The organism is Pseudomonas sp. CFBP 8771 (assembly GCF_014841695.1).
GTDB classification, from domain to species: Bacteria; Pseudomonadota; Gammaproteobacteria; order Pseudomonadales; family Pseudomonadaceae; genus Aquipseudomonas; species Aquipseudomonas baltica.
The window spans coordinates 55,190-80,750 of the sequence record NZ_JACYUJ010000007.1 but is presented as its reverse complement, the minus strand read 5'-3'; the positions used below and the strand labels follow the sequence as shown (position 1 = coordinate 80,750).

The 25,561-nt window shown below is 63.0% G+C and carries 27 protein-coding genes; all 27 read left to right on the top strand.

The annotated features are described in order from the left end of the window. The first annotated feature begins 20 nt into the window (after nucleotides 1–20). The 27 genes from fliH (at nucleotide 21) to IFT80_RS16870 (ending at nucleotide 25,555) form a co-directional block, all read left to right on the top strand. Nucleotides 21–788, top strand: a complete 768-nt coding sequence (fliH, locus tag IFT80_RS17000; RefSeq protein WP_122475912.1) for a flagellar assembly protein FliH — start codon at nucleotides 21–23, stop codon at nucleotides 786–788. Continuing rightward, entirely contained in the window at nucleotides 778–2,136 is a 1,359-nt protein-coding gene (fliI, locus tag IFT80_RS16995) for a flagellar protein export ATPase FliI (RefSeq protein ID WP_122475911.1), read from the top strand. Before fliH ends, fliI begins: the two co-directional genes overlap by 11 nt. 6 nt (nucleotides 2,137–2,142) lie before the next feature. Beyond that, nucleotides 2,143–2,592 (top strand): flagellar export protein FliJ, encoded by a 450-nt coding sequence (gene fliJ / locus IFT80_RS16990; RefSeq protein WP_122475909.1) that lies wholly within the window; start codon nucleotides 2,143–2,145, stop codon nucleotides 2,590–2,592. Nucleotides 2,593–2,676: 84 nt separating this feature from the next. Next, the gene (locus tag IFT80_RS16985; protein WP_122475908.1) at nucleotides 2,677–3,000 is read left to right on the top strand and encodes an STAS domain-containing protein; all 324 of its coding nucleotides are present in this window, start codon (nucleotides 2,677–2,679) and stop codon (nucleotides 2,998–3,000) included. Beyond that, the gene (locus tag IFT80_RS16980) at nucleotides 3,000–4,709 is read left to right on the top strand and encodes an ATP-binding SpoIIE family protein phosphatase (protein ID WP_185794508.1); all 1,710 of its coding nucleotides are present in this window, start codon (nucleotides 3,000–3,002) and stop codon (nucleotides 4,707–4,709) included. The genes IFT80_RS16985 and IFT80_RS16980 overlap by 1 nt, the downstream gene beginning before the upstream one ends. 66 nt (nucleotides 4,710–4,775) lie before the next feature. Then, nucleotides 4,776–5,120 (top strand): Hpt domain-containing protein, encoded by a 345-nt coding sequence (locus IFT80_RS16975; RefSeq protein ID WP_185794565.1) that lies wholly within the window; start codon nucleotides 4,776–4,778, stop codon nucleotides 5,118–5,120. 90 nt (nucleotides 5,121–5,210) lie between these two features. Further along, on the top strand, nucleotides 5,211–6,554 hold the full coding sequence (locus IFT80_RS16970; protein WP_192137929.1) for a flagellar hook-length control protein FliK: 1,344 nt from the start codon (nucleotides 5,211–5,213) through the stop codon (nucleotides 6,552–6,554). 118 nt (nucleotides 6,555–6,672) lie between these two features. After that, nucleotides 6,673–7,182 carry a flagellar basal body-associated protein FliL gene (gene fliL / locus IFT80_RS16965; RefSeq protein ID WP_122475903.1) on the top strand — a complete coding sequence of 170 codons (510 nt, stop codon included), beginning with the start codon at nucleotides 6,673–6,675 and terminating at the stop codon, nucleotides 7,180–7,182. A 9-nt stretch (nucleotides 7,183–7,191) separates the two neighbouring features. Further along, nucleotides 7,192–8,160 (top strand): flagellar motor switch protein FliM, encoded by a 969-nt coding sequence (gene fliM, locus IFT80_RS16960; RefSeq protein ID WP_043186057.1) that lies wholly within the window; start codon nucleotides 7,192–7,194, stop codon nucleotides 8,158–8,160. 42 nt (nucleotides 8,161–8,202) lie between these two features. Beyond that, nucleotides 8,203–8,673, top strand: coding sequence for a flagellar motor switch protein FliN (gene fliN / locus IFT80_RS16955; RefSeq protein WP_122475901.1), 471 nt, complete (start codon nucleotides 8,203–8,205; stop codon nucleotides 8,671–8,673). Next, the gene (gene fliO / locus IFT80_RS16950) at nucleotides 8,673–9,116 is read left to right on the top strand and encodes a flagellar biosynthetic protein FliO (protein ID WP_192137928.1); all 444 of its coding nucleotides are present in this window, start codon (nucleotides 8,673–8,675) and stop codon (nucleotides 9,114–9,116) included. Before fliN ends, fliO begins: the two co-directional genes overlap by 1 nt. Further along, nucleotides 9,116–9,868 carry a flagellar type III secretion system pore protein FliP gene (gene fliP, locus IFT80_RS16945; protein ID WP_192137927.1) on the top strand — a complete coding sequence of 251 codons (753 nt, stop codon included), beginning with the start codon at nucleotides 9,116–9,118 and terminating at the stop codon, nucleotides 9,866–9,868. The genes fliO and fliP overlap by 1 nt, the downstream gene beginning before the upstream one ends. Before the next feature lie 27 nt (nucleotides 9,869–9,895). Next, complete coding sequence (gene fliQ, locus IFT80_RS16940) at nucleotides 9,896–10,165, top strand: flagellar biosynthesis protein FliQ (protein ID WP_043186065.1); 270 nt, start codon at nucleotides 9,896–9,898, stop codon at nucleotides 10,163–10,165. Next, nucleotides 10,165–10,950 (top strand): flagellar biosynthetic protein FliR, encoded by a 786-nt coding sequence (gene fliR / locus IFT80_RS16935; RefSeq protein ID WP_122475893.1) that lies wholly within the window; start codon nucleotides 10,165–10,167, stop codon nucleotides 10,948–10,950. Before fliQ ends, fliR begins: the two co-directional genes overlap by 1 nt. Before the next feature lie 3 nt (nucleotides 10,951–10,953). After that, nucleotides 10,954–12,090 carry a flagellar biosynthesis protein FlhB gene (flhB, locus tag IFT80_RS16930; protein ID WP_122713695.1) on the top strand — a complete coding sequence of 379 codons (1,137 nt, stop codon included), beginning with the start codon at nucleotides 10,954–10,956 and terminating at the stop codon, nucleotides 12,088–12,090. Between the two features lie 193 nt (nucleotides 12,091–12,283). After that, nucleotides 12,284–14,413 (top strand): flagellar biosynthesis protein FlhA, encoded by a 2,130-nt coding sequence (gene flhA, locus IFT80_RS16925; RefSeq protein WP_122476754.1) that lies wholly within the window; start codon nucleotides 12,284–12,286, stop codon nucleotides 14,411–14,413. Nucleotides 14,414–14,424: 11 nt separating this feature from the next. Then, complete coding sequence (gene flhF / locus IFT80_RS16920; protein WP_192053342.1) at nucleotides 14,425–15,744, top strand: flagellar biosynthesis protein FlhF; 1,320 nt, start codon at nucleotides 14,425–14,427, stop codon at nucleotides 15,742–15,744. 118 nt (nucleotides 15,745–15,862) lie between these two features. Then, complete coding sequence (gene fleN, locus IFT80_RS16915; RefSeq protein ID WP_122475888.1) at nucleotides 15,863–16,696, top strand: flagellar synthesis regulator FleN; 834 nt, start codon at nucleotides 15,863–15,865, stop codon at nucleotides 16,694–16,696. Next, on the top strand, nucleotides 16,690–17,436 hold the full coding sequence (gene fliA, locus IFT80_RS16910; protein WP_240998692.1) for an RNA polymerase sigma factor FliA: 747 nt from the start codon (nucleotides 16,690–16,692) through the stop codon (nucleotides 17,434–17,436). The genes fleN and fliA overlap by 7 nt, the downstream gene beginning before the upstream one ends. 213 nt (nucleotides 17,437–17,649) lie before the next feature. Continuing rightward, nucleotides 17,650–18,024 (top strand): chemotaxis response regulator CheY, encoded by a 375-nt coding sequence (locus IFT80_RS16905; protein WP_090362272.1) that lies wholly within the window; start codon nucleotides 17,650–17,652, stop codon nucleotides 18,022–18,024. A 19-nt stretch (nucleotides 18,025–18,043) separates the two neighbouring features. Next, on the top strand, nucleotides 18,044–18,832 hold the full coding sequence (locus IFT80_RS16900) for a protein phosphatase CheZ (protein WP_192137926.1): 789 nt from the start codon (nucleotides 18,044–18,046) through the stop codon (nucleotides 18,830–18,832). Between the two features lie 58 nt (nucleotides 18,833–18,890). Then, entirely contained in the window at nucleotides 18,891–21,065 is a 2,175-nt protein-coding gene (locus tag IFT80_RS16895) for a chemotaxis protein CheA (protein ID WP_192137925.1), read from the top strand. 16 nt (nucleotides 21,066–21,081) lie between these two features. Then, a complete protein-coding gene (locus tag IFT80_RS16890) occupies nucleotides 21,082–22,206 on the top strand; it encodes a protein-glutamate methylesterase/protein-glutamine glutaminase (protein ID WP_122475881.1) in 1,125 nt (374 codons plus the stop codon). Beyond that, a complete protein-coding gene (locus IFT80_RS16885; protein ID WP_122475880.1) occupies nucleotides 22,206–22,946 on the top strand; it encodes a flagellar motor protein in 741 nt (246 codons plus the stop codon). Before IFT80_RS16890 ends, IFT80_RS16885 begins: the two co-directional genes overlap by 1 nt. 11 nt (nucleotides 22,947–22,957) lie before the next feature. Further along, nucleotides 22,958–23,842, top strand: a complete 885-nt coding sequence (gene motD, locus IFT80_RS16880) for a flagellar motor protein MotD (protein WP_185794517.1) — start codon at nucleotides 22,958–22,960, stop codon at nucleotides 23,840–23,842. Nucleotides 23,843–23,897: 55 nt separating this feature from the next. After that, complete coding sequence (locus IFT80_RS16875) at nucleotides 23,898–24,686, top strand: ParA family protein (protein WP_122475877.1); 789 nt, start codon at nucleotides 23,898–23,900, stop codon at nucleotides 24,684–24,686. Further along, complete coding sequence (locus IFT80_RS16870) at nucleotides 24,686–25,555, top strand: CheW domain-containing protein (protein ID WP_192137924.1); 870 nt, start codon at nucleotides 24,686–24,688, stop codon at nucleotides 25,553–25,555. The genes IFT80_RS16875 and IFT80_RS16870 overlap by 1 nt, the downstream gene beginning before the upstream one ends. Nucleotides 25,556–25,561: the final 6 nt, after the last annotated feature.

The window sequence follows — 25,561 nt, the reverse complement described above, 5'->3', positions numbered from 1 at the left end:
GGCGCCAGGAATCGCAAGCCATGTCCCGCCCCCCGCAAGAACCCGTCAGTGAACTGATCCGCGCCGTCGACGCGCGCAGCGCCGACCTGTGGGCGTTGCCCAGTTTCGATCCCGAACGGCCTGCCGTCGAGGTGGTGCTGGCGCCGGTGTCGGTCGAGGAGATCGAAGAGGTTCCCCTCGACGAGGTCCAGCCCATCACCCTGGAAGAACTCGAAGCCATTCGCCAGGAAGCCTACAACGAGGGTTTCGCCACCGGCGAAAAAGAAGGCTTTCACAGTACCCAGCTCAAAGTGCGTCAGGAAGCCGAGGCCGCACTGGCCAGCAAGCTCGTCCAGTTCGACCGGCTGTTGGGGCACCTGTTGACGCCCATCGCCGATCAGGACACCCAGATCGAAAAATCCCTGGTCGAGCTGGTAGGGCACATTGCCCGGCAGGTCATTCGCCGCGAATTGGTCACCGATTCCAGCCAGATCGAGAAAGTACTGCGTGAGGCGCTCAAGTTGTTGCCCATGGGCGCCAACAACATCCGCATCTTCATCAACCCCCAGGATTTCGAGCAGATCAAGTCATTGCGGGAGAAGCACGAGGAAAACTGGCGCATCCAGGAAGACGACGCGCTGCAGCCCGGTGGCTGCCGTATCGAAACCGAGCACAGTCGCATCGATGCCAGCATGGAGACGCGCATCACCCAGGCCATTGCCCAGCTGTTCGACCAACTGCACGAGCAGAACATGCACCCGGCCCCGGCCGACATCACCATCGAGCTGGGTGAGCCCGATGAAGCTTGATCGCACCAGCTTCGGCAAGCGCCTGGGCACCTACGAGGCGGCCATCGACCTGCCGCGCCAGCCAATCGTCGAAGGCCGCCTGCTGCGCATGGTCGGGCTCACCCTGGAGGCCGAAGGGTTGCGTGCCGCCATGGGCAGTCGCTGTGTGGTCATCAACGACGACAGCGACCAGCCGGTGCAGGTCGAAGCGGAAGTCATGGGCTTTTCCGGCAGCAAGATCTACCTGATGCCGGTGGGCAGCGTGAGCGGCATCGCGCCTGGCGCGCGGGTGGTGCCGGTTGCCGATACCGGGCGCCTGCCCATGGGCATGAGCATGCTCGGACGCATTCTCGACGGCGCCGGCCGTGCGCTGGACGGCAAGGGCGGCATGAAGGCCGAGGACTGGATCCCCATGGACGGGCCCACCATCAACCCGCTCAAGCGTGATCCCATCAGCCAGCCACTGGATGTCGGCATTCGCAGCATCAATGGCTTGTTGACCGTGGGCCGTGGCCAGCGCCTGGGTCTGTTCGCCGGTACCGGCGTGGGCAAGAGTGTGCTGCTGGGCATGATGACGCGCTTCACCGAGGCCGACATCATCGTCGTCGGGCTGATCGGCGAGCGCGGCCGCGAGGTCAAGGAGTTCATCGAACACACCTTGGGCGAGGAGGGCCTGCGCCGTTCGGTGGTGGTGGCATCGCCGGCCGACGAAGCCCCGCTGATGCGTCTGCGCGCGGCCATGTACTGCACCCGCATTGCCGAATATTTCCGCGACAAGGGCAAGAACGTCCTCCTCCTGATGGACTCGCTGACCCGTTTTGCCCAGGCCCAGCGGGAAATCGCCCTGGCTATCGGCGAGCCACCTGCCACCAAGGGCTATCCGCCCTCTGTTTTCGCCAAGCTGCCCAAGCTGGTCGAGCGGGCCGGCAATGCCGAGGCCGGGGGCGGCTCGATCACCGCTTTTTATACGGTGTTGTCCGAAGGCGACGACCAGCAGGACCCGATCGCCGACTCGGCACGGGGTGTACTTGATGGCCACATCGTGCTGTCGCGGCGCCTGGCCGAAGAAGGGCATTACCCGGCCATCGATATCGAAGCGTCGATCAGCCGGGTGATGCCCAGCGTGGTCAGCCCCCAGCATCTGGCCCAGGCCCAGCAGTTCAAGCAGCTGTGGTCGCGCTACCAGCAGAGCCGTGACTTGATCAGCGTCGGTGCCTACGTGGCCGGCGGCGATCGCGAGACCGACCTGGCCATTGCCCTTCAGCCGCAACTGGTGCGCTACCTGCGCCAGGGTCTGAACGACAATGAAAGCCTGCAGGCCAGCGCCGAGCGCCTGGCGGCAGTGTTCACGCCCGTGGCACCGGGGTAAGCGACCATGGCGATGAGTCGTGCGGCGCGCCTGGCGCCCGTGGTCGAAATGGCCGAAAGCACCGAGCGCAAGGCTGCCCAGCGGCTGGGGCATTTCCAGGGCCAGGTGAGCCTGGCCGAAGCCAAGCTGGCCGAGCTCGAACGCTTCCGCAACGACTACCAGCAACAGTGGATCAGCAACGGCAGTCGTGGCGTGTCCGGGCAATGGCTGTTGAACTATCAGCGCTTTCTCAACCAGTTGGAAACGGCCGTCGGCCAGCAGAAACAGAGCCTTGCGTGGCATCAGAACAACTTGAACAATGCGCGCGCCACCTGGCAACAGGCCTATGCTCGAGTGGAAGGGCTGCGCAAGCTGGTGCAGCGCTATATCCTCGAGGCCAGGCAGTTGGAGGACAAGCGGGAACAGCGGCTGCTCGACGAGTTGTCGCAACGCCTGCCCAGGCACGAGAACTTTTAACCGGAATTTGTCAGTACCCCGTTGAACGCTCTGCAGAGCGGTGCTACATCTGGCCTGCAAGGCACACCCAAGGAGCATTAATACATGGCTGTAACCCAGAGTTCTGTCACCCAGACCTTCGACCCTGAAAGCAATACGTCATCGGTGGCCATTTCGGGCCGGTTCGATTTCAGCCTGCACCAGCAGTTTCGCGAAGCCTACGAAGACGAGCGTGCCGGCAAGCCCAGCCGTTATGTCATCGACCTGAAGAACACCACCTACATGGACAGCTCGGCGCTGGGCATGCTGCTGCTGTTGCGCGACCACGCCGGTGGCGACAACGCCGACATCGCACTGATGAACATTTCTCCCGACGTGCGCAAGATCCTGGCCATCTCCAATTTCGACAAGTTGTTCAAGATCTCCTGATGCAGCCAGCCAACGAGGAAGCGCTGACGGTCCTGATCGCCGACGACAACATGACCGACCGCATGCTGCTGTCCAGCATCGTGCGACGTCAGGGGCATGCGGTGATCACGGCCAGCAACGGCCAGGAGGCGGTCGAAGTGTTCCGCCAGCAGCGTCCGCAGTTGGTACTGCTCGATGCCATGATGCCGGTCATGGACGGCTTCGAGGCTGCGCGTGCCATCAAACAGCTAGCCGGTGAGGCCCTGGTGCCGGTGATCTTCCTGACCTCGCTGACCGAAGAACAGGCGCTGGTGCGTTGTCTGGACGCCGGTGGCGACGATTTTCTGGCCAAGCCCTACAACCAGGTGATCCTGGCCGCCAAGATCAAGGCAATGGATCGCCTGCGCCGCTTGCAGGCCACGGTGCTCGAGCAGCGAGACCTGATCACCCGCCATCATGACTACCTGCTCAACGAGCAGCGCGTGGCCAAGGCGGTGTTCGACCAGATCGCCCATTCCGGATGCCTCGACGCTCCCAACGTGCGTTACCTGCAGTCGCCCTATGCGCTGTTCAATGGCGACCTGCTGCTGGCTGCCTACACGCCTTCGGGCGACATGCATGTGCTGCTCGGTGATTTCACCGGGCACGGGCTGCCGGCGGCGGTGGGCGCGATGCCCTTGGCCGAGGTGTTCTATGGCATGACGGCGAAGGGCTACGGGCTCAACGAGATTCTTCGCGAGATGAACGCCAAGCTCAAGCGGATCCTGCCGGTGGACATGTTCTGCTGCGCCACCATGTTGCGCCTGAGCTTCCAGCGTTGCACGGTCGAAGTCTGGAACGGCGGCATGCCCGACGGCTACCTGCACCGCCAGGATGGCTCGGCGCGTGTCGCGCTGGTGTCGCGTCATCTGCCGCTGGGCGTATTGCCGGCCACCCGTTTCGAGGACCAGACCGAGGTCTGGCCGCTGGCGCCTGGCGATCGAGTTCTGCTGCTGTCCGACGGCGTCATCGAAACCAGCAATGCGCAAGAGCAGTCTTTCGGCGTGGAGAGGCTCGAACGCGTCTTCGACACGCACAAGGACCCTGAGTCGCTGTTCGAAGGCATCCTGCAGGCTTTGCATGATTTCCGCGGTGAATCGCGCGACGATGTGAGCATGGTGCAGCTGGCATTGATCGACGCCGAGCGCCAGCCCCCGGCCAGCCTGATCTATTCCGACAGCGGCCAGTCGAGCCCGCTCGACTGGTCGGCCATGTTCGAGTTTCGTGCCGACACCTTGCGCCGCTTCAATCCCTTGCCGTACATCCTGCAATTGCTGCAGGAAATTCACGGCCTGCGTCCGCAGAGTGGAGAGCTGTACAGCGTGTTTGCCGAGTTATACTCCAACGCGCTGGAGCATGGCGTACTCGGCCTCGATTCCGCGCTCAAGTGCGATGCCACCGGATTCGCCCAGTACTACGCGTTGCGTAACGATCGCCTGGCGGCTTTGGAAGAGGGCTATATACGCATACACTTGCAGATACGCCCGCACGGGGTTGGCGGAGTCCTGAGAATCGTGGTCGAAGACAGCGGCAAGGGATTCGATCCGAAACAGGTCCTGGCGAAGCCGCCGAGCGTGCACGGACTGTCTGGGCGTGGTGTCAATCTGGTCCGCCAACTGAGCCACAGCGCGGGCTGGTCGGAAGACGGGCGCAGCGCGCACGTCGAATTTACCTGGGAGTCTCAAGCGTAATCGGCTTGATCAAGGAGCGAACAAGTGCCCATCGAACAATTGGCTGAAGAACAACTGGCTGAAGCACTGCAAAAGCCCCATGTAGACCCCACGGCCCTCGAGGCCCTGCAAGAGGTCATGGAGGATGAATACCCTCTGTTGCTCGACACCTTCCTGAGCGACTCGCAACTGCGCTTGAACGAACTGCACCGGTCCCACGATCTGGTCGAACTGGGCCATGCCGCCCACAGCTTCAAGGGCAGCAGCAGCAACATGGGCGCTCTGCGCCTGGCGCAGTTGTGCAGCGAGCTCGAGCAGTACTGCCGACAAGGTGCGCTGGAGGGTGTGGATGCTTATGTACAGCGGATCGACCGCGAATTCGTCCTGGTCCTTCAACTGTACTCGCAGGAGCGCGCGCGCTTTGCAGGTTGAGCGTCGTTGACGTTGCTGGTTCCTCGCTGGCCCGATACTTGCTTTCTCCATGGCAATCAGCGTTAACGCCACCGTATCGGGGAGATCTTCATGGCTGTCGCTTCAAACCCTTTGTTGCTGCAACTGGGCGCCGCTGCTCGCGCCACATCGGTCACCGGCGCGGCCAGGCCCAGTGCAGCGGACAACGATTCGGCGCCTCGTTTCGCCGATCTCTATGCCCGTCAAAACCACGAAGTCGCGGTCAAGCCGCGGACCGAGCCTGCGCCGAGTGCCCCACGGGAAACCGCCACGCCGCCGGCCTCGAAGGCGGCTGGCGCCAACCCGACGGTTGCCGATAGCGGCAAGAAGTTGCCAGTTGCCAAGGCCGACAAGCCTGAGAAGCTCGACAAGACCGACAAAACCGACAAGCCCGCCGCCAAGGACGACGACAAGGTCAGCGATACCGCCGACAAGGACGATCCCAGCGTTGGCGCTGCTGCGGCACCGGTCGATCCTGCCGCGGTACCCATCCCGGCCGATCCCGCTGCCAATCCGGCACTGGCCCAGGTGCCGCCACCGGCAGTGGCCGCTCTCAGCCCGGCGGACAGCGATAGCGTCGGCGCTGGCGAGGATTTCGATCCAGCTCAAGACGTGCTTGCCGATTTGCCGGCGCTGCGCCTGGCCCTGGAGCAGACGGCCAAAAATAATGGCACTACCTCTGCACATGCCAGCCAAACGTCATCGGGCGATCCCTCGAAGGCAGGCGAGCAGGGTATAGAAGGCAATTTCGTCAATGGTCTGGCGGCCATGGTGAGCAAGGAGTCGGCAGGCGAAGCGGGTGAGGGCGGCGATGACGGTTTTGCTGGTTTGATCGGCGGGGGCTTGAAGGATGCCGACGCAACGGCCAGCGACAGCCGCCTCGATAACTTCGCCGACCGCCTGCAGGCCTTGACCCAGTCGACCACGGCCAAGACCGGCACTGCGGCGCCGCTGGCCAGCCCGCTGGGCCAGCCGTTGGCCATGCAGCAGTCAGGATGGACCGAAGGCCTGGTCAACCGGGTCATGTACCTGTCCAGCCAGAACTTGAAATCAGCCGACATCCAACTGACACCGGCGGAACTGGGGCGCCTGGACATTCGCGTCGACATCACCCCGGACCAGCAGACCCAAGTGACCTTCACCAGCGCCCATATCGGCGTGCGTGAGGCATTGGAGAGCCAGCAGCATCGGCTCAAGGACATGTTCAACCAGCAGGGCATGGGGCAGCTGGACGTCAACGTTTCCGACCAGTCCCGTCAGTCCCAAGGCGAGCAGCAGGCGCAACAGAGCCGCCGCACGGGTGGCGCACGCTCTGGTGCGGACGCGCTCGATTCCGCCGAGCCCGCCGTCGCGGCTGCGCAGCCCCTGACCTCCGGCACGGTGCTGGGGACTAGCGCTGTGGATTACTACGCCTGACAGTGCCTGAAGGGGTCGGTTGCCAGGCTCGAAATCGAGCCCACAGGATTGTTGGCATAACCCTTGCTCCATCGTCGCCATGGGTACGCTTACCCCTCAATGGTGACGGATTATTGGCATGGCAAAGACCGAAGAAGCAAAGGAACCCGCAGCCAAGGAAGGCAAGGGCAAACTCAAGCTGATCATCCTGCTGGTCGTGGGCCTGCTGCTGGCCGTCGGCCTGTCGGTCGGGGCCACCTGGTTCCTCATGCACAAACCCGCCGAAGCGCCCGCGGACAAGGCCACGGCAGATGCTGCCCACACCAAACCTGCGGCGATCTACGAGCCCCTCACACCCGCCTTCGTGGTCAACTTCAAGCAGAACGGTCGTGATCGCTACATGCAGGTCAGCATCGTCCTGCAGGCGCGGGACAAGGCCGACATGGACGCCCTGAAGGTGCACACGCCGGTCATTCGCAATAACCTGGTCATGCTTTTTTCCGGGCAACCGTTCGAAACTTTGACCACGCCCATCGGCCAGGAAATGCTGCGCCAGAAAGCTACCGCGAGCGTTCAGGAAGTGGCGCAGAAAGAAGTGGGCAAGCCCGTGATCGACCAGGTGCTCTTCACTAACTTCGTATTGCAGTAGGAACAACTCATGGCCGTACAGGACCTGCTGTCCCAGGACGAGATCGATGCGCTGCTGCATGGCGTCGACGATGGCCTGGTGCAAACCGAAGGCAATGGCGAGCCCGGGGGGATCAGAAGCTACGACCTGACCACTCAGGATCGCATCGTGCGTGGGCGCATGCCGACGCTGGAAATGATCAACGAGCGCTTCGCCCGCTACACCCGCATCAGCATGTTCAATCTGTTGCGTCGTTCTGCCGATGTGGCGGTAGGCGGCGTGCAGGTGATGAAGTTCGGCGAGTACGTGCATTCGCTGTACGTACCGACCAGTCTCAACCTGGTGAAGATCAAGCCGCTGCGCGGCACTGGCCTGTTCATTCTGGATGCCAAGCTGGTGTTCAAGCTGGTCGACAATTTCTTCGGCGGTGACGGCCGCCACGCCAAGATCGAGGGCCGCGAGTTCACCCCTACCGAGCTGCGCGTGGTACGCATGGTGCTGGACCAGGCTTTTCTCGACATGAAGGAAGCCTGGCAGGCCATCATGGAAGTCAACTTCGAGTACATCAACTCGGAGGTCAACCCGGCCATGGCCAACATCGTCGGTCCCAGCGAGGCGGTCGTGGTCTCCACCTTCCACATCGAACTCGATGGCGGCGGTGGCGACCTGCACGTGACCATGCCGTACTCGATGATCGAGCCCGTGCGCGAGATGCTCGATGCCGGCTTCCAGTCCGACCTGGACGACCAGGACGAGCGCTGGAGCAAGGCCCTGCGCGAAGATGTCCTGGATGTCAGCGTTCCCCTGAGCGCCACCGTGGCGCGGCGTCAGCTCAAGCTGCGCGATATTCTCCACATGCAGCCCGGTGACGTGATCCCGGTGGAACTGCCGGAAGAGCTGATCCTGCGTGCCAATGGCGTGCCTTCGTTCAAAGCCAAGCTTGGCTCGCACAAAGGCAACCTGGCTTTACAAGTTATCGAACCGATCGAGCGTCGCTGATCGGTTTGACCTGATGATTTAGATGCCCGTCGAGGACCACTGATGGCTGATCAAGATGAGACAATTTCTGCCGAAGACCAGGCGCTCGCCGATGAATGGGCGGCGGCTCTGGATGAGTCCGGGGATGCCGGGCAGGACGATATCGACGCGCTGTTGGCCGCCGATACGCGCGGCAGTTCGAGTTCCTCCCGCCTGCCGATGGAAGAGTTCGGCAGTTCGCCCAAGTCGGGTAACGGCCCGGTCACGCTCGAGGGCCCGAACCTCGACGTGATCCTGGATATCCCGGTGACCATTTCCATGGAGGTTGGGGCGACCGATATCAGCATCCGCAATTTGCTGCAGCTCAACCAGGGCTCGGTGATCGAGCTCGACCGTCTGGCCGGCGAGGCGTTGGACGTGCTGGTCAACGGCACCTTGATCGCCCACGGCGAAGTGGTGGTGGTCAACGAGAAGTTCGGCATTCGCCTGACCGACGTGATCAGCCCCAGCGAACGCATCAAGAAGCTGCGGTGATGGGCCGGTTCCTGTGGGCCTTGCTGCTCTTGCCCGTGGTCGCCCTGGCAGCGCCGGAAGTGGCCCCTGCTGCGGCGCCGGTGGTGGCGTCGGGAGGCACTGGCCTGGCCGGTCAGTTGACCCAGACCGTGCTGGGGCTGCTGGCAGTGGTGGCCTTGATCTTCGCGCTGGCGTGGCTGATGCGGCGCGTGCAGCAGGCGGCGCCGCGCCAGGGCCAGGTCATCGACGTGATTGGCGCCAAGGCGCTGGGGCCACGTGATCGGCTGGTGCTGGTGCAGGTGGGCGAGGAGCAGATCCTGCTGGGTGTCAGCCCGGGGCGCATCAGCGCGCTGCACGTGATGAGCACGCCGGTGCAGCCACCCGACCGAACCACCCAGGCCACACCCGAATTCGCCCAGCGCCTGATGGAACTGCTGGGCAAGGACCAGAAGGATAAGAACTGATGGGTGTGTTTCGCACTGTCCTGCCACTGGGCCTGCTGTTGGTGGCGCCCCTGGCCATGGCCGCCGATCCGCTGCAGATTCCGGCATTGACCATGACCAGCGGTGCCAACGGCCAGCAGGAGTATTCGGTCAATCTGCAGATCCTGTTGATCATGACGGCGCTGAGTTTCATTCCGGCGTTCGTCATGTTGATGACCAGCTTCACACGTATCATCATCGTGTTTTCCATCCTGCGCCAGGCACTGGGCCTGCAACAGACGCCGTCCAACCAGCTGTTGACCGGCATGGCGCTGTTCCTGACCATGTTCATCATGGCGCCGGTGTTCGACAAGGTGAACCAGCAGGCCCTGCAACCCTATCTGAGTGAACAGCTCAGCGCCCAGGATGCCGTGGCACGTGCCGAGGGCCCGATCAAGGACTTCATGCTGGCTCAGACCCGGCAGAGCGACCTGGAGCTGTTCATGCGGCTGTCCAAGCGCACCGACATCGCCAGCGCCGACCAGGCGCCGCTGACCATCCTGGTGCCGGCGTTCGTCACCTCCGAGCTGAAAACGGCGTTCCAGATCGGCTTCATGATCTTCATTCCGTTCCTGATCATCGACCTGGTGGTCGCCAGTGTGCTGATGGCCATGGGTATGATGATGCTGTCGCCGCTGATCATCTCGCTGCCGTTCAAGATCATGCTGTTCGTGCTGGTCGATGGCTGGGCGCTGATCATCGGGACCCTGGCCGGGAGTTTCGGTGGTGTATGACTTTGCCTTTCACAGGAGCGTGAATCCATGACCCCGGAAGTCGCCGTCGACCTGTTTCGCGAAGCGCTGTGGCTGACCACCGTGATGGTCGCGATCCTGGTTTTGCCGAGCCTGATCGTCGGCCTGATCATCGCCATGTTCCAGGCCGCCACGCAGATCAACGAACAGACCCTGAGCTTCCTTCCGCGCCTGCTGGTCATGCTGGTGACGCTGATCGTCATCGGGCCATGGATGGTGCGCACCTTCATGGAGTACATCACTACCCTGTACTCCAATATTCCGCAGGTGATCGGCTGATGCAGCCGCTGCTGCAGTTGACCGATGCGCAGATCGGCGGCTGGGTGGCCAGCTTCATCCTGCCGCTGTTCCGCGTGGCCTCGATGCTGATGACCATGCCGATCTTCGGCACCCAGGTACTGCCGCAGCGCGTGCGCCTGTACGTGGCCGTGGCCATTACCGTGGTCATCGTGCCGGGATTGCCGCCAGCGCCCACGGTGGATGCGATCAGCGGCCAGGCGCTGCTGCTGGTGGCCGAACAGATCATCATCGGCGCGCTGTTCGGTTTCTCGCTGCAGTTCCTGTTCCAGGCCTTTACCGTTGCCGGGCAGATTCTCGCGATCCAGATGGGCATGGCCTTCGCGTCCATGGTCGACCCCACCAACGGCGTGTCCGTGGCCGTGATCGGCCAGTTCTTCAGCATGCTGGTGACCCTGGTGTTCCTGTCCATGAACGGCCATCTGGTGGTGTTCGAGGTGCTCACCGAGAGCTTCACCACGCTGCCCATCGGCGGCGGCCTGCTGACCGCGCACTACTGGGACGTGGTGCTGCGCATGGGCTGGGTGCTGGGCGCCGGGGTGTTGCTGGTGCTGCCTGCCATCACAGCCTTGCTGGTGGTCAACATTGCCTTCGGCGTGATGACCCGCGCGGCGCCTCAACTGAACATCTTTTCCATCGGTTTCCCGCTGACCCTGGTGCTGGGGATGTTCATCCTGTGGGTCAGCCTGGGCGACATTCTCAACCAGTATCAGCCGCTGGCGGCCAACGCCCTGCAGTGGCTGCGCGAATTGGCGCGAGCGGAGTAGGCAATGGCCGAAAGCGAAAGCGGTGCGGACAAGACAGAAGACCCCACGGACAAGCGCAAGAAGGATTCGCGCGAGAAGGGCGAGATCGCCCGTTCCAAGGAGCTCAACACGCTGGCAGTGATGGTCGCCGGGTGCGGCGCGCTGCTGGCGTTCGGCGGCCATCTGGCGCAAAGCCTGCTGGAACTGATGCGCAGCAACTTCACCTTGAGCCGCGAGGTGTTGCTCGATGAGCGCTACATGGGCATTTTTCTGCTGCAGTCGGGCAAGGTGGCGATTCTGGCGACCCAGCCGATTCTGCTGACCTTGCTGCTGGCGGCGCTGATCGGCCCGGTCGCGCTGGGCGGCTGGTTGTTCGCCGCCAGCTCCATGGCTCCCAAGTTCAGCCGCATGAACCCGGCCGCCGGCCTCAAGCGCATGTTCTCCATGCATGCATTGACCGAATTGCTGAAGGCGCTGGCCAAGTTCGCCATCACCCTGATCGTTGCCATGATGGTGCTGGCCAAAGACCGTACCGACCTGCTTGCGATTGCCAACGAGCCGCTGGAAATGGCGATCATCCACAGCGTGCAGCTGGTCGGCTGGAGCGCCTTGTGGATGTCCTGTGGGCTGGCGTTGATTGCCGCCGTGGACGTGCCGTTCCAGCTCTACAGCAGCAAACAGAAGCTGATGATGACCAAACAGGAGGTCAAGGACGAGCACAAGGACTCCGAAGGCCGCCCCGAGGTAAAGGGGCGGGTACGCCAGTTGCAGCGCGAAATGTCGCAGCGCCGGATGATGACGGCGATTCCCGAAGCGGACGTGATCATCACCAACCCGACTCACTACGCGGTGGCGTTGAAATACGATCCGGAGAAGGGCAATGCGCCGGTATTGCTGGCCAAGGGCTCGGACTTCATTGCCTTGAAGATTCGCGAGATCGGCAACGAGCATCGCATCCAGGTGCTGGAGTCACCGGCCCTGGCGCGTTCGATCTTCTATTCCACCGAGATCGAACAGCAGATTCCTGCGGGGTTGTACCTGGCGGTGGCGCAGGTGCTTGCCTATGTCTACCAGATCCGCCAGTACCAGGCCGGGCGAGGCAAGCGTCCCGACCCGTTGCAGGACCTGCCGATCCCGCCGGATCTACAGCGGGACAGTTAGGCCGCGGCGAGCCCCCTGTGGGAGCGGGCTCTGCCCGCGAAGGCCGCGCCCCCGATAGATCGATTTCACTCCATCTCGGCAGCCCTTCAATAATCTTTAACCCCCTCCGGCAAAAGTTGGACCCCTTCTTGCACTACCCCTTGGCAAGACGCCTGGCGCGTCAAAAGTTCGCTTGGGGAAGTGGGGAATGTCGGTGGATCGCTCTCAATTAATCAACACCGCTCGCAGCAACATCGTCGGCCTTGGCCGCGGCAACCTTGGCGTGCCGCTGCTGTTGCTGGTGATGCTGGCGATGATGATGCTGCCGATCCCGGCACTGCTGCTGGACGTGTTCTTCACCTTCAACATCGCCTTGTCCATCGTCGTGCTGCTGGTGTGCGTGTACGCGCTGCGTCCGCTGGACTTCGCCGTGTTCCCGACCATCCTGCTGGTGGCCACGCTGCTGCGCCTTGCGCTCAACGTGGCGTCGACGCGGGTGATCATGCTGCACGGCCAGGAAGGCCATGCCGCCGCAGGTAAAGTGGTTCAGGCATTCGGTGAGGTGGTGATCGGCGGTAACTACATCGTCGGTATCGTGGTGTTCGCCATCCTCATGATCATCAACTTCGTGGTGGTCACCAAGGGCGCCGGGCGCATCTCCGAAGTGAGCGCGCGGTTCACCCTGGATGCCATGCCCGGCAAGCAGATGGCCATCGACGCCGACCTCAACGCCGGCCTCATCGATCAGAACCAGGCCAAGGCGCGTCGTACCGAAGTGGCCGCCGAAGCCGAGTTCTACGGCTCGATGGACGGTGCCAGCAAATTCGTCCGTGGCGACGCCATCGCCGGTCTGCTGATCCTGTTCATCAACCTGATCGGCGGCATGCTGGTGGGCATGCTGCAACACAACATGCCATTCGCCGAGGCAGGCAAGGTGTACGCCCTGTTGACCATCGGTGACGGCCTGGTCGCTCAGTTGCCATCGCTGTTGCTGTCCACCGCGGCAGCCATCATGGTGACCCGTGCTTCAGGCTCCGAAGAGATGGGCAAGCAGATCCAGCGGCAGATGTTCGCCTCGCCCAAGGCGCTGGCCGTCTCCGGCGCGCTGATGGTGATCATGGGCATGGTGCCTGGAATGCCGCACATGGCCTTTATCACCTTGGGTGCCATCGCCGGTGGTGGTGCCTACCTTTTGTGGAAAAAGCAGAACGACGTCAAGGTCCAGGCCCAGGCCGAAGTGCAGCGCCAACAAGAGCTGCTGCCTTCACCGACGCGCACCCAGGAAACCAAGGAACTGGGCTGGGATGACGTGACGCCCATCGACATGATCGGCCTGGAAGTTGGCTATCGTTTGATCCCGCTGGTGGACCGCAATCAAGGCGGCCAATTGCTGGCGCGGATCAAGGGCGTACGCAAGAAGCTGTCCCAGGACCTGGGCTTCCTGATGCCTACCGTGCATATTCGCGACAACCTCGACCTGGCGCCCAGCGCCTATCGTTTGACGCTCATGGGGGTGATCCTCGCCGAAGCCGAGATTTACCCGGATCGCGAGCTGGCAATCAACCCCGGGCAGGTGTTCGGCTCGTTGAACGGCATCACCGCCAAGGATCCGGCGTTTGGTCTGGACGCGGTCTGGATCGACGTCAACCTGCGCAGCCAGGCCCAGTCGCTGGGCTACACGGTGGTCGATGCCAGTACGGTAGTGGCCACGCACTTGAACCAGATTCTGCAGAAGCATGCCCATGAGCTGATCGGCCACGAAGAAGTGCAACAATTGCTGCAAGTTCTGGCAAAAGGCTCGCCCAAGCTGGCCGAAGAGCTGGTTCCGGGCATCCTTTCGCTGTCTTCGCTGCTCAAGGTCCTGCAGGCCCTGCTGGCTGAGCAGGTACCCGTACGCGACATCCGCAGCATCGCAGAAGCGATCGCCAACAACGGGCATCGGAGTCAAGATACCGCCGCGCTGGTTCAGGCCGTCAGGGTCGGTTTGTCCCGCGCAATCGTGCAAAGCATTGTAGGCATTGAGTCGGAGCTGCCTGTCATCACGCTGGAACCAAGGTTGGAACAGATATTGCTAAATAGTCTTCAGAAGGCTGGTCAGGGTCAGGAAGAAGGCGTTTTGCTGGAACCGAGCATGGCGGAAAAACTGCAGAGATCCCTGATCGATGCGGCGCAGCGGCAGGAGATGCAGGGCCAACCGGTGATACTGCTGGTAGCCGGTCCGGTCCGCGCGATGCTGTCACGCTTCGGTCGCCTGGCGATCCCCAACCTTCATGTGCTGGCCTATCAGGAAATTCCTGATAACAAGCAAGTCACCATCGTTGCGACAGTAGGGCCCAACGGCTGAGGTAGTGGGTTATGCAAGTGAAGCGATTTTTCGCCGCCGACATGCGTCAGGCCATGAAATTGGTCCGCGATGAGCTGGGCGCCGACGCTGCCATCATTGGCAACCGTCGCATCGCCGGCGGCGTCGAGCTGACCGCAGCGCTGGACTACAAGCTGTCGGCCCTGGCGCCGCGCGTGCCCAACCTGGAGTTGGAAGAAGAGCTGCGCAAGACCCAATCGCGCATCGTTTCGGCCCAGGCCGAGCTGAGCACCCGTGGCGAGAGCGATGCGGCCACCAACCGCCAGCTGGTTGCCGGCCTGCCGTTGACCGCCGCCGAGCCGCTGGTCGAGCCGCGTCGCGAAGAGCCACCGCGTGTGCAGGCGGCCCCGGCGCCACAGCCTGCCGTCGACCAACGTCTTTTCGATTCCATGCGCTCCGAACTCAACGGTTTGCGCCAACTGCTGGAAGTGCAACTGGGCTCCCTGGCCTGGACCCAGCTGCAAGGCAGCAAGCCGGCGCAGGCGAATCTGTGGCGTCGTTTGCAGCGCATCGGCTTGTCCGGCCCGATCGCTCGCGAGCTGCTCAGCCTGACCAGCGAAATCAACGAACCTCGGCAGGCATGGCGGATGCTGCTGGCGCACTTGGCGCGTATGATCCGTACACCGGAAGTGGAACCGCTCGAAGAAGGTGGCGTGATCGCCATGGTCGGCCCGGCTGGCATGGGCAAGACCACCACTCTGGCCAAGCTGGCGGCCCGCTATGTGCTCAAGTACGGTTCCCAGAGCGTGGCGCTGGTGAGCATGGACAGCTTTCGCATCGGTGCCCAGGAACAACTCAAGACTCTGGGCCGCATTCTCAATGTATCGGTGACTCAGGTCGATCCGGGCCAGTCATTGGTACAGGCCCTGGAACCCCTGCTGCGCAAGCGCGTGGTATTGATCGACACCGCTGGCCTGCAAGCCAGCGATCCGGCCCTGCGCATGCAGCTCGAAAGCCTGGCCGGACGCGGGATCAATGCGCGCAATTACCTCGTGCTGGCTACTACCAGCCAGAAGCAGGTGCTCAGCGCGGCGTACCATAGCTACAAGCGTTGCGGTCTGGCCGGGTGCATCCTGACCAAACTGGATGAAACGGCCTGTCTCGGCGAAGTGCTGAGCCTGGCCATCACTCAGGAACTGCCGATTGCCTATCTTACCGATGGGCCGCGCATTCCCGATGACTTGCATTTGCCGCGCCGGCACCAGTTGGTCAGCCGCGCAGTGAGCGTGCAAATGCAAGAAGAGCCCAGCGAAGAGGCCATGGCCGATATGTTCGCGGGTCTCTACCACAGCCCCGACAAGCGAGTTGGCTGAGGTGAAGAACGTTATGCAAACACACTCTTCCTGCATCGTAGGGTTGCCAGGAAACACTCGAGCAATCGAACTGGCAGCCACTCGTGTGGCCTCGGTCTAGACAAGGTAAAGAACGAACATGGGCAGCATGCATCCCGTACAGGTGATCGCGGTGACCGGCGGCAAAGGTGGCGTCGGCAAGACTAATGTGTCAGTGAACTTGTCCCTGGCGTTGGCCGAGCTCGGCCGCCGGGTCATGTTGCTGGACGCCGACCTTGGCCTGGCCAACGTCGACGTGTTGCTGGGCCTGACCCCCAAGCGCACCCTGGCCGATGTGATCGAAGGTCGCTGCGAACTGCGCGACGTGATGTTGCAGGGCCCCGGCGGCATCCGTGTCGTGCCGGCAGCCTCGGGTACCCAGAGCATGGTGCAGTTGAGCCCGGCCCAGCATGCCGGCCTGATCCAGGCCTTCAGCGATGTGGGCGACAACCTCGACGTACTGATCATCGACACCGCCGCCGGTATCGGCGAATCGGTAGTGAGCTTTGTACGCGCCGCCCAGGAAGTCCTGCTGGTGGTATGCGATGAGCCCACCTCGATCACCGATGCCTACGCCTTGATCAAGCTGCTCAACCGCGATTACGGCATGAACCGCTTCCGGGTCCTGGCCAACATGGCGCAGAGCCCCCAGGAAGGGCGCAATCTGTTCGCCAAGCTGACCAAGGTGACCGATCGCTTCCTCGACGTTGCCCTGCAGTACGTCGGCGCCGTGCCCTACGATGAGTCGGTGCGCAAGGCCGTGCAGAAGCAGCGCGCCGTGTACGAGGCGTTCCCCCGTTCCAAATGCTCGCTGGCCTTCAAGGCGATCGCGCAGAAAGTAGACACCTGGCCTTTGCCGGCCAACCCCCGTGGCCACCTGGAGTTCTTCGTCGAACGCCTGGTCCAGCAAACCAGCGCAGGGCCCGTATCATGAGTGCCAGCGGATACCGTATGTACAGCAAGGCGTCGCGCGACTCGCAGCAGCATCAGCTGATCGAGCAATACGCGCCGCTGGTCAAGCGTATCGCCTATCACCTGCTGGCGCGTCTGCCAGCCAGCGTGCAGGTGGAAGACCTGATCCAGGCCGGCATGATCGGTCTGCTGGAGGTCTCGACCAAGTACGACTCGAGCAAGGGGGCCAGTTTCGAGACCTACGCCGGTATTCGTATCCGCGGCGCCATGCTCGACGAAGTGCGCAAGGGCGACTGGGCGCCGCGTTCGGTGCACCGCAATACCCGCATGGTCAGTGATGCCATTCGCCGAATCGAGTCGAAAACCGGTCGCGACGCTAAAGATCACGAGATCGCTGCCGAACTTAGTCTGAGTCTGGATGATTACTACGGGATCCTGAACGATACCCTGGGCAGCCGCTTGTTCAGTTTCGACGATCTGCTGCAGGACGGTGAGCACGAGGGCCTGCACGAAGACGGCGCCAGCGGCTCGCTGGAGCCCTCGCGGGATCTCGAGGACGAACGCTTTCAAGGCGCGCTGGCCGAGGCCATCGCCAACCTGCCCGAGCGCGAGAAGCTGGTCTTGTCGTTGTATTACGACGAAGAGCTGAACCTCAAGGAAATCGGCGAGGTACTGGGTGTCAGCGAATCGCGGGTAAGCCAGTTGCACAGCCAGTGCGCGGCGCGACTTCGCGGGCGCCTGGGGGAATGGCGGGCACGCTGAAGGAACGGCAAGACCGGTGCGGGCTTTGTCGCGGGCAGAGCCCGCTCCCACACAGGTCGAGACCGTGGAAGCGGGCTCTGTCCGTGAAGAGGCCCGCTGGCGTAGCGCGGGTAGGCGATCTGCAGCGGCAAGTGGCTCAGGCGAATTCGATTGTTATGCACGTCCAGGGGCTGGGCGTGTTCAAGACTGCTGGAGGTCTAATTGGACAAGAACATGAAAATCCTCATCGTCGACGATTTCTCGACGATGCGGCGCATCATCAAGAACCTGCTGCGTGACCTGGGCTTCACCAACACCGCCGAGGCCGACGATGGCAACACCGCCTTGCCGATGTTGCACAGCGGCAACTTCGATTTTCTCGTCACCGACTGGAACATGCCTGGCATGTCCGGCATCGACCTGCTGCGCCAGGTGCGCGCCGACGATCGCCTCAAGCACCTGCCGGTGCTGATGGTCACCGCCGAGGCCAAGCGCGAGCAGATCATCGAGGCCGCCCAGGCCGGGGTCAACGGGTATGTGGTCAAGCCTTTCACTGCGCAAGTGCTGAAAGAAAAAATCGAAAAGATTTTCGAGCGCGTCAATAGCTGAAGTCTGCAATGGGGGCGCAATGGACCACAAACAAAGCACGTTGGGGGACTTCGAGTCGACCCTGAAAAAACACGCAGTGGAGCTGGTCGACAGCCTTGAAAAAGGCCGTTTCGGCGACGCGGTGCAATTGATCCACGAACTGAACCAGACCCGCGATCGCGGCCTGTATCAGGAAGTGGGCAAGCTTACGCGCGAGCTGCACAGCGCAATCGTCAGTTTCCAGATCGATCCGAACATCCCCCAGGCCGAAGAGGTTTCGCAGATCACCGACGCGACCGAACGTCTGTCGTATGTGGTACGCCTGACCGAAAACGCGGCCAACCGCACCATGGATCTGGTCGAGCAGAGCACCCCGGTGCTCAATACGCTGAGTGCCGAAGCCAATGCCTTGAGCGCCGACTGGCAGCGCTTCATGCGCCGCGAAGTGGCCGCCGACGAGTTCCGCGAACTGGCGCGCCGGGTCGACAGCTTCCTGACCCGCAGCGAGCAGGGCAATCGCGAAGTCGCCAGCCACCTCAACGACATCGTGCTGGCCCAGGATTATCAGGACCTCACCGGCCAGGTCATCAAGCGTGTCACCGCGCTGGTCACCGAAGTGGAGAGCAACCTGCTCAAACTGGTCCTGATGGCCAGCCAGGTCGATCGCTTCGCCGGCATCCAGCATGATCACGAACAGCTCCGCGCCGAAAAAGATCAAGAAAAACATCCCGCCAAGGGTGAAGGTCCGCAGATCCATGCCGATAAACGTGAAGACGTCGTATCCGGTCAGGACGATGTCGACGATCTGCTGTCCAGTCTGGGCTTCTAGGCCATCGCCTGCGCCTGACTGTGTTGACCGTTAATCACGTATTCCAGGGAGCATCCACATGAGCTTCGGCGCCGACGAAGAAATCCTTCAGGATTTCCTGGTAGAGGCCGGCGAAATTCTCGAGCAACTGTCCGAACAACTGGTCGAGCTGGAAAGCCGTCCCGATGATGCCGACTTGCTCAATGCAATTTTTCGCGGTTTTCACACTGTAAAAGGCGGCGCCGGCTTCCTCCAGCTCAACGAGCTGGTGGAGTGCTGCCATATCGCCGAGAACGTCTTCGACATCTTGCGCAAAGGTGAGCGCCGGGTCGACGCCGAACTCATGGATGTCGTTCTCGAAGCGCTGGACGCGGTCAACGGCATGTTCACCGAGGTGCGTGAACGCGCCCCGGTCACGCCGGCCAGCCCCCAGTTGCTCGATGCCCTGGCGCGCCTGGCCGAACCGGCTGCGGCGGTCGTTGCGCCGTCCGTGGCGGTGCCCGTTGCGGCGCCAGCCTCGACGCCGGGCGAAGACATAACCGACAGCGAGTTCGAGCAATTGCTCGATTCCTTGAGCGCGGCCAAAGCGCAGGCCGCCGCGCCCACCGCGTCCGCTGCTGCACAGCACGGTGCGGCCAGCGACGATATCACCGACGACGAATTCGAGTCGCTGCTCGACCAGCTGCACGGCAAGGGTCAGTTCGCGGTCGATGCGCTGGCGCCGGCTGCGGCATCGCCAGCCGCTTCGGCGCAGGCTGCCGTGGGTGCGTCTGGCGACGAGATCACCGACGACGAGTTCGAGGCGCTGCTCGACCAGTTGCATGGCAAGGGTACGTTCACTGCCGATGCGGTCACGCCACCGCCTGCCCAGGCGCAGGCGCAGGCTCCCACGAGCGACCAGATCACCGACGACGAGTTCGAATCACTGCTCGACCAACTGCATGGCAAGGGCAAGTTCAGCGATGTCGCCAGCCTGCCCGAGACGCAGCCGGCTCCGGCCGCGCCCGCGCCGGTGGCGGCACCGCGCAAGGTCGAGGCAGCCCCTGCACGTGCACTGGTGGCCGAGAAGCCGGTTGCCAGCGAAGCCGAGACGACCGTACGCGTCGATACCGCGCGCCTGGACGAAATCATGAACATGGTCGGCGAGCTGGTGCTGGTGCGTAACCGCCTGGTGCGCCTGGGCGCCAACAGCAGCGACGAAGCCATGTCCAAGGCAGTCTCGAACCTCGACGTGGTGACGGCCGACCTGCAGACGGCCGTCATGAAGACGCGCATGCAGCCGATCAAGAAGGTCTTCGGGCGTTTCCCGCGGCTGGTCCGCGACTTGGCCCGGCAGTTGAAGAAGGAAATCAACCTGGAACTGGTCGGTGAAGAAACCGACCTGGACAAGAATCTGGTCGAGGCCCTGGCCGACCCGTTGGTGCACTTGGTGCGCAACGCCGTCGACCACGGCATCGAGACGCCGGAAGAGCGCGAACGCAACGGCAAGGCGCGCGGTGGGCGCGTGGTGTTGTCGGCGGAGCAGGAAGGCGACCATATCCTGTTGTCGATCAGCGATGACGGCAAGGGCATGGACCCTGCGGTCCTGCGCGCCAAGGCCGTGGAAAAGGGCCTGATGGACCGCGACGCCGCCGACCGCCTCAGCGAGTCCGACTGCTACAACCTGATTTTCGCACCGGGTTTTTCCACCAAGACGGAAATCTCCGACGTGTCGGGCCGCGGCGTCGGCATGGACGTGGTCAAGACCAAGATCAGCCAGCTGAACGGCTCGATCAACATCTACTCGGCCAAGGACCAGGGCTCGAAGATCGTCATCAAGGTGCCGCTGACCCTGGCAATCATGCCGACGCTGATGGTGATGCTGGGCAACCAGGCGTTCGCCTTCCCGCTGGTCAACGTCAACGAGATCTTCCACCTGGACCTCTCGCGTACCAACGTTGTCGACGGCCAGGAAGTGGTCATCGTGCGCGACAAGGCGCTGCCGTTGTTCTACCTCAAGCGCTGGCTGGTCAAGTCGGCGGCCCACGAGGAGCAGGGCGAGGGCCACGTGGTCATCCTGTCGGTCGGCACTCAACGCATCGGTTTCGTGGTCGACCAGTTGGTCGGGCAGGAAGAAGTGGTGATCAAGCCGCTGGGCAAGATGCTGCAGGGCACGCCCGGCATGTCCGGCGCGACCATCACCGGTGACGGCCGAATCGCCTTGATCCTCGATGTACCGAGCATGCTCAAGCGCTACGCCGCACGGCGTATCTGATCGTAGTGGAGTGTTTATGGCAGTCAAGGTCCTGGTGGTGGATGATTCCGGTTTTTTCCGCCGCCGCGTCTCGGAAATTCTTTCGTCGGACCCCACCATCCAGGTGGTCGGGACCGCTACCAATGGCCGCGAAGCGATCGATCAGGCCCTGGCGCTCAAACCCGATGTGATCACCATGGACTACGAGATGCCGATGATGGACGGCATCACTGCCGTGCGTCATATCATGCAGCGCTGTCCCACCCCGGTCCTGATGTTTTCCTCCCTCACCCACGAGGGCGCGCGGGTAACCCTCGACGCCCTCGACGCGGGGGCGGTGGATTACCTGCCGAAGAATTTCGAAGACATTTCTCGCAACCCCGAGAAGGTCAAGCAGATGCTCTGCGAGAAGATCCACACACTCTCGCGCAGCAACCGCCGGCTGGGTGCGCACATGGCCACGCCCGCTCCGGCGCTCGCGGCCGCGGCCTCTCCAGCCGCCTTGACACCGTCGCGGCCCGTGCCGACGCGTACGCCCGCACCGGTGACGCCGGTACGGGCGCCGGCGCCGACCGCCAGCAGTGCGACGCCGCGGCGCAAGCCTTACAAACTGGTGGCCATCGGCACTTCCACCGGAGGGCCGGTGGCGCTTCAGCGCGTGCTGACCCAGCTGCCGGCACATTTTCCAACGCCGATCGTGCTCGTCCAGCACATGCCGGCCGCCTTCACTCGCGCGTTCGCCGAGCGCCTCGACAAGCTGTGCCGGATCAGCGTCAAGGAAGCCGAGGACGGCGACGTGCTGCGTCCCGGGCTGGCATTGCTGGCGCCCGGCGGCAAGCAGATGATGATCGACGGCCGCGGCGCGGTGAAGATTCTGCCCGGTGACGAGCGCCTGAACTACAAACCTTGCGTGGACATCACGTTTGGTTCGGCGGCCAAGTCCTACGGCGACAAGGTCCTGGCGGTGGTGCTTACCGGCATGGGCGCCGACGGTCGAGAGGGCGCGCGCCTGCTCAAGCAGGGCGGCAGTCACATCTGGGCCCAGGACGAAGCAAGCTGCGTGATCTACGGCATGCCCATGGCCATCGTCAAGGCTGGCCTGGCCGACGCCATCTACAGCCTCGACGACATTGGCCGGCACCTGGTCGAGGCGTGCGGCTGATGGATGTACTCAGCCTGATCGGGATCATCCTCGCGTTCGTTGCCATCATCGGTGGCAATTTTCTCGAGGGTGGCCACCTGTCGGCGCTGCTCAATGGTCCTGCTGCGCTGATCGTGGTTGGCGGCACGCTGGCAGCGGCGCTGATCCAGTCGCCCATGAGTGCGTTCAAGCGCGCGCTGCACAATGTGCGCTGGATTCTTTTCCCGCCCAGGATCGACATGGCCGGCGGTATCGATCGTGTGGTGAACTGGAGCCTGGTCTCGCGCAAGGAAGGCTTGCTGGGGCTGGAAGCCAGTGCCGAAGCCGAGCCCGACGACTATGCGCGAAAGGGGCTGCAGTTGCTGGTCGATGGCGCCGAGGCAGCGGCCATCCGCAGCGTGCTAGAAGTCGATCTGTACAACCGCGAAACCCGTGATTTGCAGGCGGCCAAGGTGTTCGAAAGCATGGGTGGCTATGCGCCCACCATCGGCATCATCGGTGCGGTGATGGGCTTGATCCACGTCATGGGCAACCTGGCCGACCCCAGCCAGCTGGGCAACGGCATCGCGGTGGCGTTCGTGGCGACCATCTACGGTGTAGCCAGCGCCAACCTGCTTTTGCTGCCGGTGGCGCACAAGCTCAAGGCGCTCGCCCAGCGTCAGGCGGCCTATCGGGAAATGCTGCTCGAAGGGCTGCTGTCCATCGCCGAAGGCGAGAACCCACGCTCGATCGAAATGAAGCTGCAAGGCTACCTCGACTAGGAGAGCATGGCATGGCCCGTCGTCGTCGCCTCGAAGAGCCGGAAAACCACGAACGCTGGCTGGTGTCCTACGCCGATTTCATCACCCTGCTGTTCGCTTTCTTCGTGGTGATGTATTCGATCTCGTCGGTCAACGAAGGCAAGTACAAGGTCTTGTCGCAGGCGCTGGTCGGGGTGTTCAGCGACCCGGACCGTAGCGTCAGGCCCATCCCGATCGGCGAGGAGCGACCCTTGACCACACGTCCTGTGCAGCCGCTGGTCACCGACAGCGAGCAATCGGAAGCGGCCATCGGCGAGGCGGTCGACCCATTGCAGACCATTGCCGACAATGTCCGTCAGGCGTTCGGCGACCTGATTGCCTCGGATCAACTGACCGTGCGCGGCAACGAGCTGTGGATCGAGATCGAACTCAAGTCCAGCCTGCTGTTCGGCAGTGGCGATGCCATGCCCAGCGACATGGCGTTCGCCATCGTCGACAAGGTGGCGGGCATTCTCAAGCCTTTCGACAATCCGGTTCATGTCGAGGGTTTCACCGACAACCTGCCCATCAGCACTGCGCAGTTCCCGACCAACTGGGAGCTGTCGACCGCTCGGGCAGCGAGCATTGTGCGCATGATGGCCATGGAAGGCATCGACCCGCGGCGCATGGCGGCCGTCGGTTATGGTGAGTTCCAGCCAGTGGCCGACAACGCCAGCGCCGATGGACGAGGGCGCAACCGTCGGGTGGTGCTGGTCATTTCGCGCAACCTTGACGTGCGTCGCAGCATCACCAGTTCTGGCAGCGCCAACGCCCAGCCGGATGCAGCATTGCGCCGGGCTGGCACACAAACTGCAAAGACGCCCTTAACCGTGCCGTCCGCGCCTGGGTCTGTCAAAAGTCCGCCGCCCGGCCCATAACCCGAAAGCTTCACTATCTCGGTAGTGCGCCGTTTACCGAGGGGAAACCATCACCATGAGAGTCTGGGCAGTAGCCAATCAGAAAGGCGGGGTAGGCAAGACCACGACTTCGATCGCCTTGGCCGGTTTGCTCGCCGAGGCGGGCAAGCGCGTGGTCATGGTCGATCTTGATCCGCATGGCTCGATGACCAGTTATTTCGGGCACAACCCCGATGAACTGGCGCACAGCTGTTACGACCTGTTCCTGCACAAGGGCGCCGTGCCGCCAGGCCTGGCTCACCAACTGCTGCTGCCGACCGGCGAGGCCAACGTCTCGTTGCTGCCTTCGAGCACCGCACTGGCGACGCTGGAGCGCCAGCAACCGGGGCAGAGTGGCCTGGGCCTGGTGATTGCCAAGACCCTGGCGCAACTGTGGCAGGATTTCGACTACGCCGTGATCGACAGCCCGCCGCTGCTGGGCGTGCTCATGGTCAATGCATTGGCGGCGAGCCAGCAACTGGTGATCCCGGTACAGACCGAGCACCTGGCAGTCAAAGGCCTGGAGCGCATGGTCAGCACCCTGACCATGATCAACCGTTCGCGCCGTCAGGCCCTGCCATACAGCATCGTTCCGACGTTGTTCGACCGTCGTACCCAGGCGTCGCTGAGCACCCTGCGCACCTTGCGCGACGATTACCCGCAGCACATATGGCCGGGTTACATCCCGGTCGACACGCGTCTGCGCGACGCCAGCCGGGCCGGACAGACACCCTCGCGCTTCGACGGCAAAAGCCGCGCCGTGGTCGCCTACCGGGCCTTGCTCAAGCATTTGCTGGCCCAACAACTCGTCGCGCAGGTAGCCTGATGAACCGTCCCGTCGATATTGCCCAACGGCCCCAGGTGGCCTTGCAGTCCTACCTGGACGGCCTGTTGCATGAAGCCACCGAGGCGTTCGAAGCGCTCGATCTCGACGCCGGCCTGGACAGACTCGACGAGTTCCAGGCAGCCGTGCTCGAGGAACAGGTGCGCGATGCTGCAAGCCTGCAGCCGGTACCAGTGCCAGTGCCGGTGCCAGTGCTTTCGCCGCCGGTGCAGGGGCAGGTGCCCACGCCCATTATCGATTCAATCCCGTCGGCCGAGTCAGCGCTGGTCGCACCAGTGGTCGATGTCCATCTGCCGTCGGCAAGTCTGCAGCCGCTCTCGGCAACCGTAGATGGCCGCCCCAGCTGGGCCGCCGAGCCGTTCGAGTGCCTGCTGTTCGACGTTGCCGGGCTGACCCTGGCCGTGCCGCTGGTGTGCCTGGGTTCGATCTATGCATTGGTTGGCCAGACCCTGACGCCGCTGTTCGGCCAGCCCGACTGGTTTCTCGGCATCCTGCCCAGCAACAGTGGCAACCTGAAAGTGCTCGACACCGCGCGTTGGGTGATGCCCGATCGCTACCGCGATGATTTCCGCCAGGGGTTGCAGTACGTGATTTCGGTGCAGGGCTACGAGTGGGGTCTGGCCGTGCACCAGGTCAGCCGCTCGCTGCGCCTGGACCCAAACGAGATCAAGTGGCGCAGTCAGCGCGGTCAGCGGCCATGGCTGGCGGGAACCGTCATCGAACACATGTGCGCGCTGCTGGACGTCGCCGAACTGGCCGAGCTGATCGCCAGTGGCGGCGCACGCCATCTGCGTCCAGTCGCCTCGGCGCCAGGCAAGCCTGCCGCCACCACCGCTATCGTCAAGAATTGAATGAAC

What these genes read in the sequence shown, in the direction of transcription:
- flhB (WP_122713695.1), top strand. Translation starts at nt 10,954, where the DNA reads ATGGCCGAAAGCGAAAGCGGTGCGGACAAGACAGAAGACCCCACGGAC.
- fliO (WP_192137928.1), top strand. Translation starts at nt 8,673, where the DNA reads ATGGGCCGGTTCCTGTGGGCCTTGCTGCTCTTGCCCGTGGTCGCCCTG.
- fliN (WP_122475901.1), top strand. Translation starts at nt 8,203, where the DNA reads ATGGCTGATCAAGATGAGACAATTTCTGCCGAAGACCAGGCGCTCGCC.
- IFT80_RS16980 (WP_185794508.1), top strand. Translation starts at nt 3,000, where the DNA reads ATGCAGCCAGCCAACGAGGAAGCGCTGACGGTCCTGATCGCCGACGAC.
- fleN (WP_122475888.1), top strand. Translation starts at nt 15,863, where the DNA reads ATGGGCAGCATGCATCCCGTACAGGTGATCGCGGTGACCGGCGGCAAA.
- flhF (WP_192053342.1), top strand. Translation starts at nt 14,425, where the DNA reads ATGCAAGTGAAGCGATTTTTCGCCGCCGACATGCGTCAGGCCATGAAA.
- motD (WP_185794517.1), top strand. Translation starts at nt 22,958, where the DNA reads ATGGCCCGTCGTCGTCGCCTCGAAGAGCCGGAAAACCACGAACGCTGG.
- fliL (WP_122475903.1), top strand. Translation starts at nt 6,673, where the DNA reads ATGGCAAAGACCGAAGAAGCAAAGGAACCCGCAGCCAAGGAAGGCAAG.
- fliJ (WP_122475909.1), top strand. Translation starts at nt 2,143, where the DNA reads ATGGCGATGAGTCGTGCGGCGCGCCTGGCGCCCGTGGTCGAAATGGCC.
- IFT80_RS16875 (WP_122475877.1), top strand. Translation starts at nt 23,898, where the DNA reads ATGAGAGTCTGGGCAGTAGCCAATCAGAAAGGCGGGGTAGGCAAGACC.
- IFT80_RS16890 (WP_122475881.1), top strand. Translation starts at nt 21,082, where the DNA reads ATGGCAGTCAAGGTCCTGGTGGTGGATGATTCCGGTTTTTTCCGCCGC.
- IFT80_RS16900 (WP_192137926.1), top strand. Translation starts at nt 18,044, where the DNA reads ATGGACCACAAACAAAGCACGTTGGGGGACTTCGAGTCGACCCTGAAA.
- fliP (WP_192137927.1), top strand. Translation starts at nt 9,116, where the DNA reads ATGGGTGTGTTTCGCACTGTCCTGCCACTGGGCCTGCTGTTGGTGGCG.
- fliH (WP_122475912.1), top strand. Translation starts at nt 21, where the DNA reads ATGTCCCGCCCCCCGCAAGAACCCGTCAGTGAACTGATCCGCGCCGTC.
- fliR (WP_122475893.1), top strand. Translation starts at nt 10,165, where the DNA reads ATGCAGCCGCTGCTGCAGTTGACCGATGCGCAGATCGGCGGCTGGGTG.
- fliM (WP_043186057.1), top strand. Translation starts at nt 7,192, where the DNA reads ATGGCCGTACAGGACCTGCTGTCCCAGGACGAGATCGATGCGCTGCTG.
- fliQ (WP_043186065.1), top strand. Translation starts at nt 9,896, where the DNA reads ATGACCCCGGAAGTCGCCGTCGACCTGTTTCGCGAAGCGCTGTGGCTG.
- IFT80_RS16885 (WP_122475880.1), top strand. Translation starts at nt 22,206, where the DNA reads ATGGATGTACTCAGCCTGATCGGGATCATCCTCGCGTTCGTTGCCATC.
- IFT80_RS16895 (WP_192137925.1), top strand. Translation starts at nt 18,891, where the DNA reads ATGAGCTTCGGCGCCGACGAAGAAATCCTTCAGGATTTCCTGGTAGAG.
- IFT80_RS16905 (WP_090362272.1), top strand. Translation starts at nt 17,650, where the DNA reads ATGAAAATCCTCATCGTCGACGATTTCTCGACGATGCGGCGCATCATC.
- IFT80_RS16985 (WP_122475908.1), top strand. Translation starts at nt 2,677, where the DNA reads ATGGCTGTAACCCAGAGTTCTGTCACCCAGACCTTCGACCCTGAAAGC.
- fliI (WP_122475911.1), top strand. Translation starts at nt 778, where the DNA reads ATGAAGCTTGATCGCACCAGCTTCGGCAAGCGCCTGGGCACCTACGAG.
- IFT80_RS16870 (WP_192137924.1), top strand. Translation starts at nt 24,686, where the DNA reads ATGAACCGTCCCGTCGATATTGCCCAACGGCCCCAGGTGGCCTTGCAG.
- IFT80_RS16970 (WP_192137929.1), top strand. Translation starts at nt 5,211, where the DNA reads ATGGCTGTCGCTTCAAACCCTTTGTTGCTGCAACTGGGCGCCGCTGCT.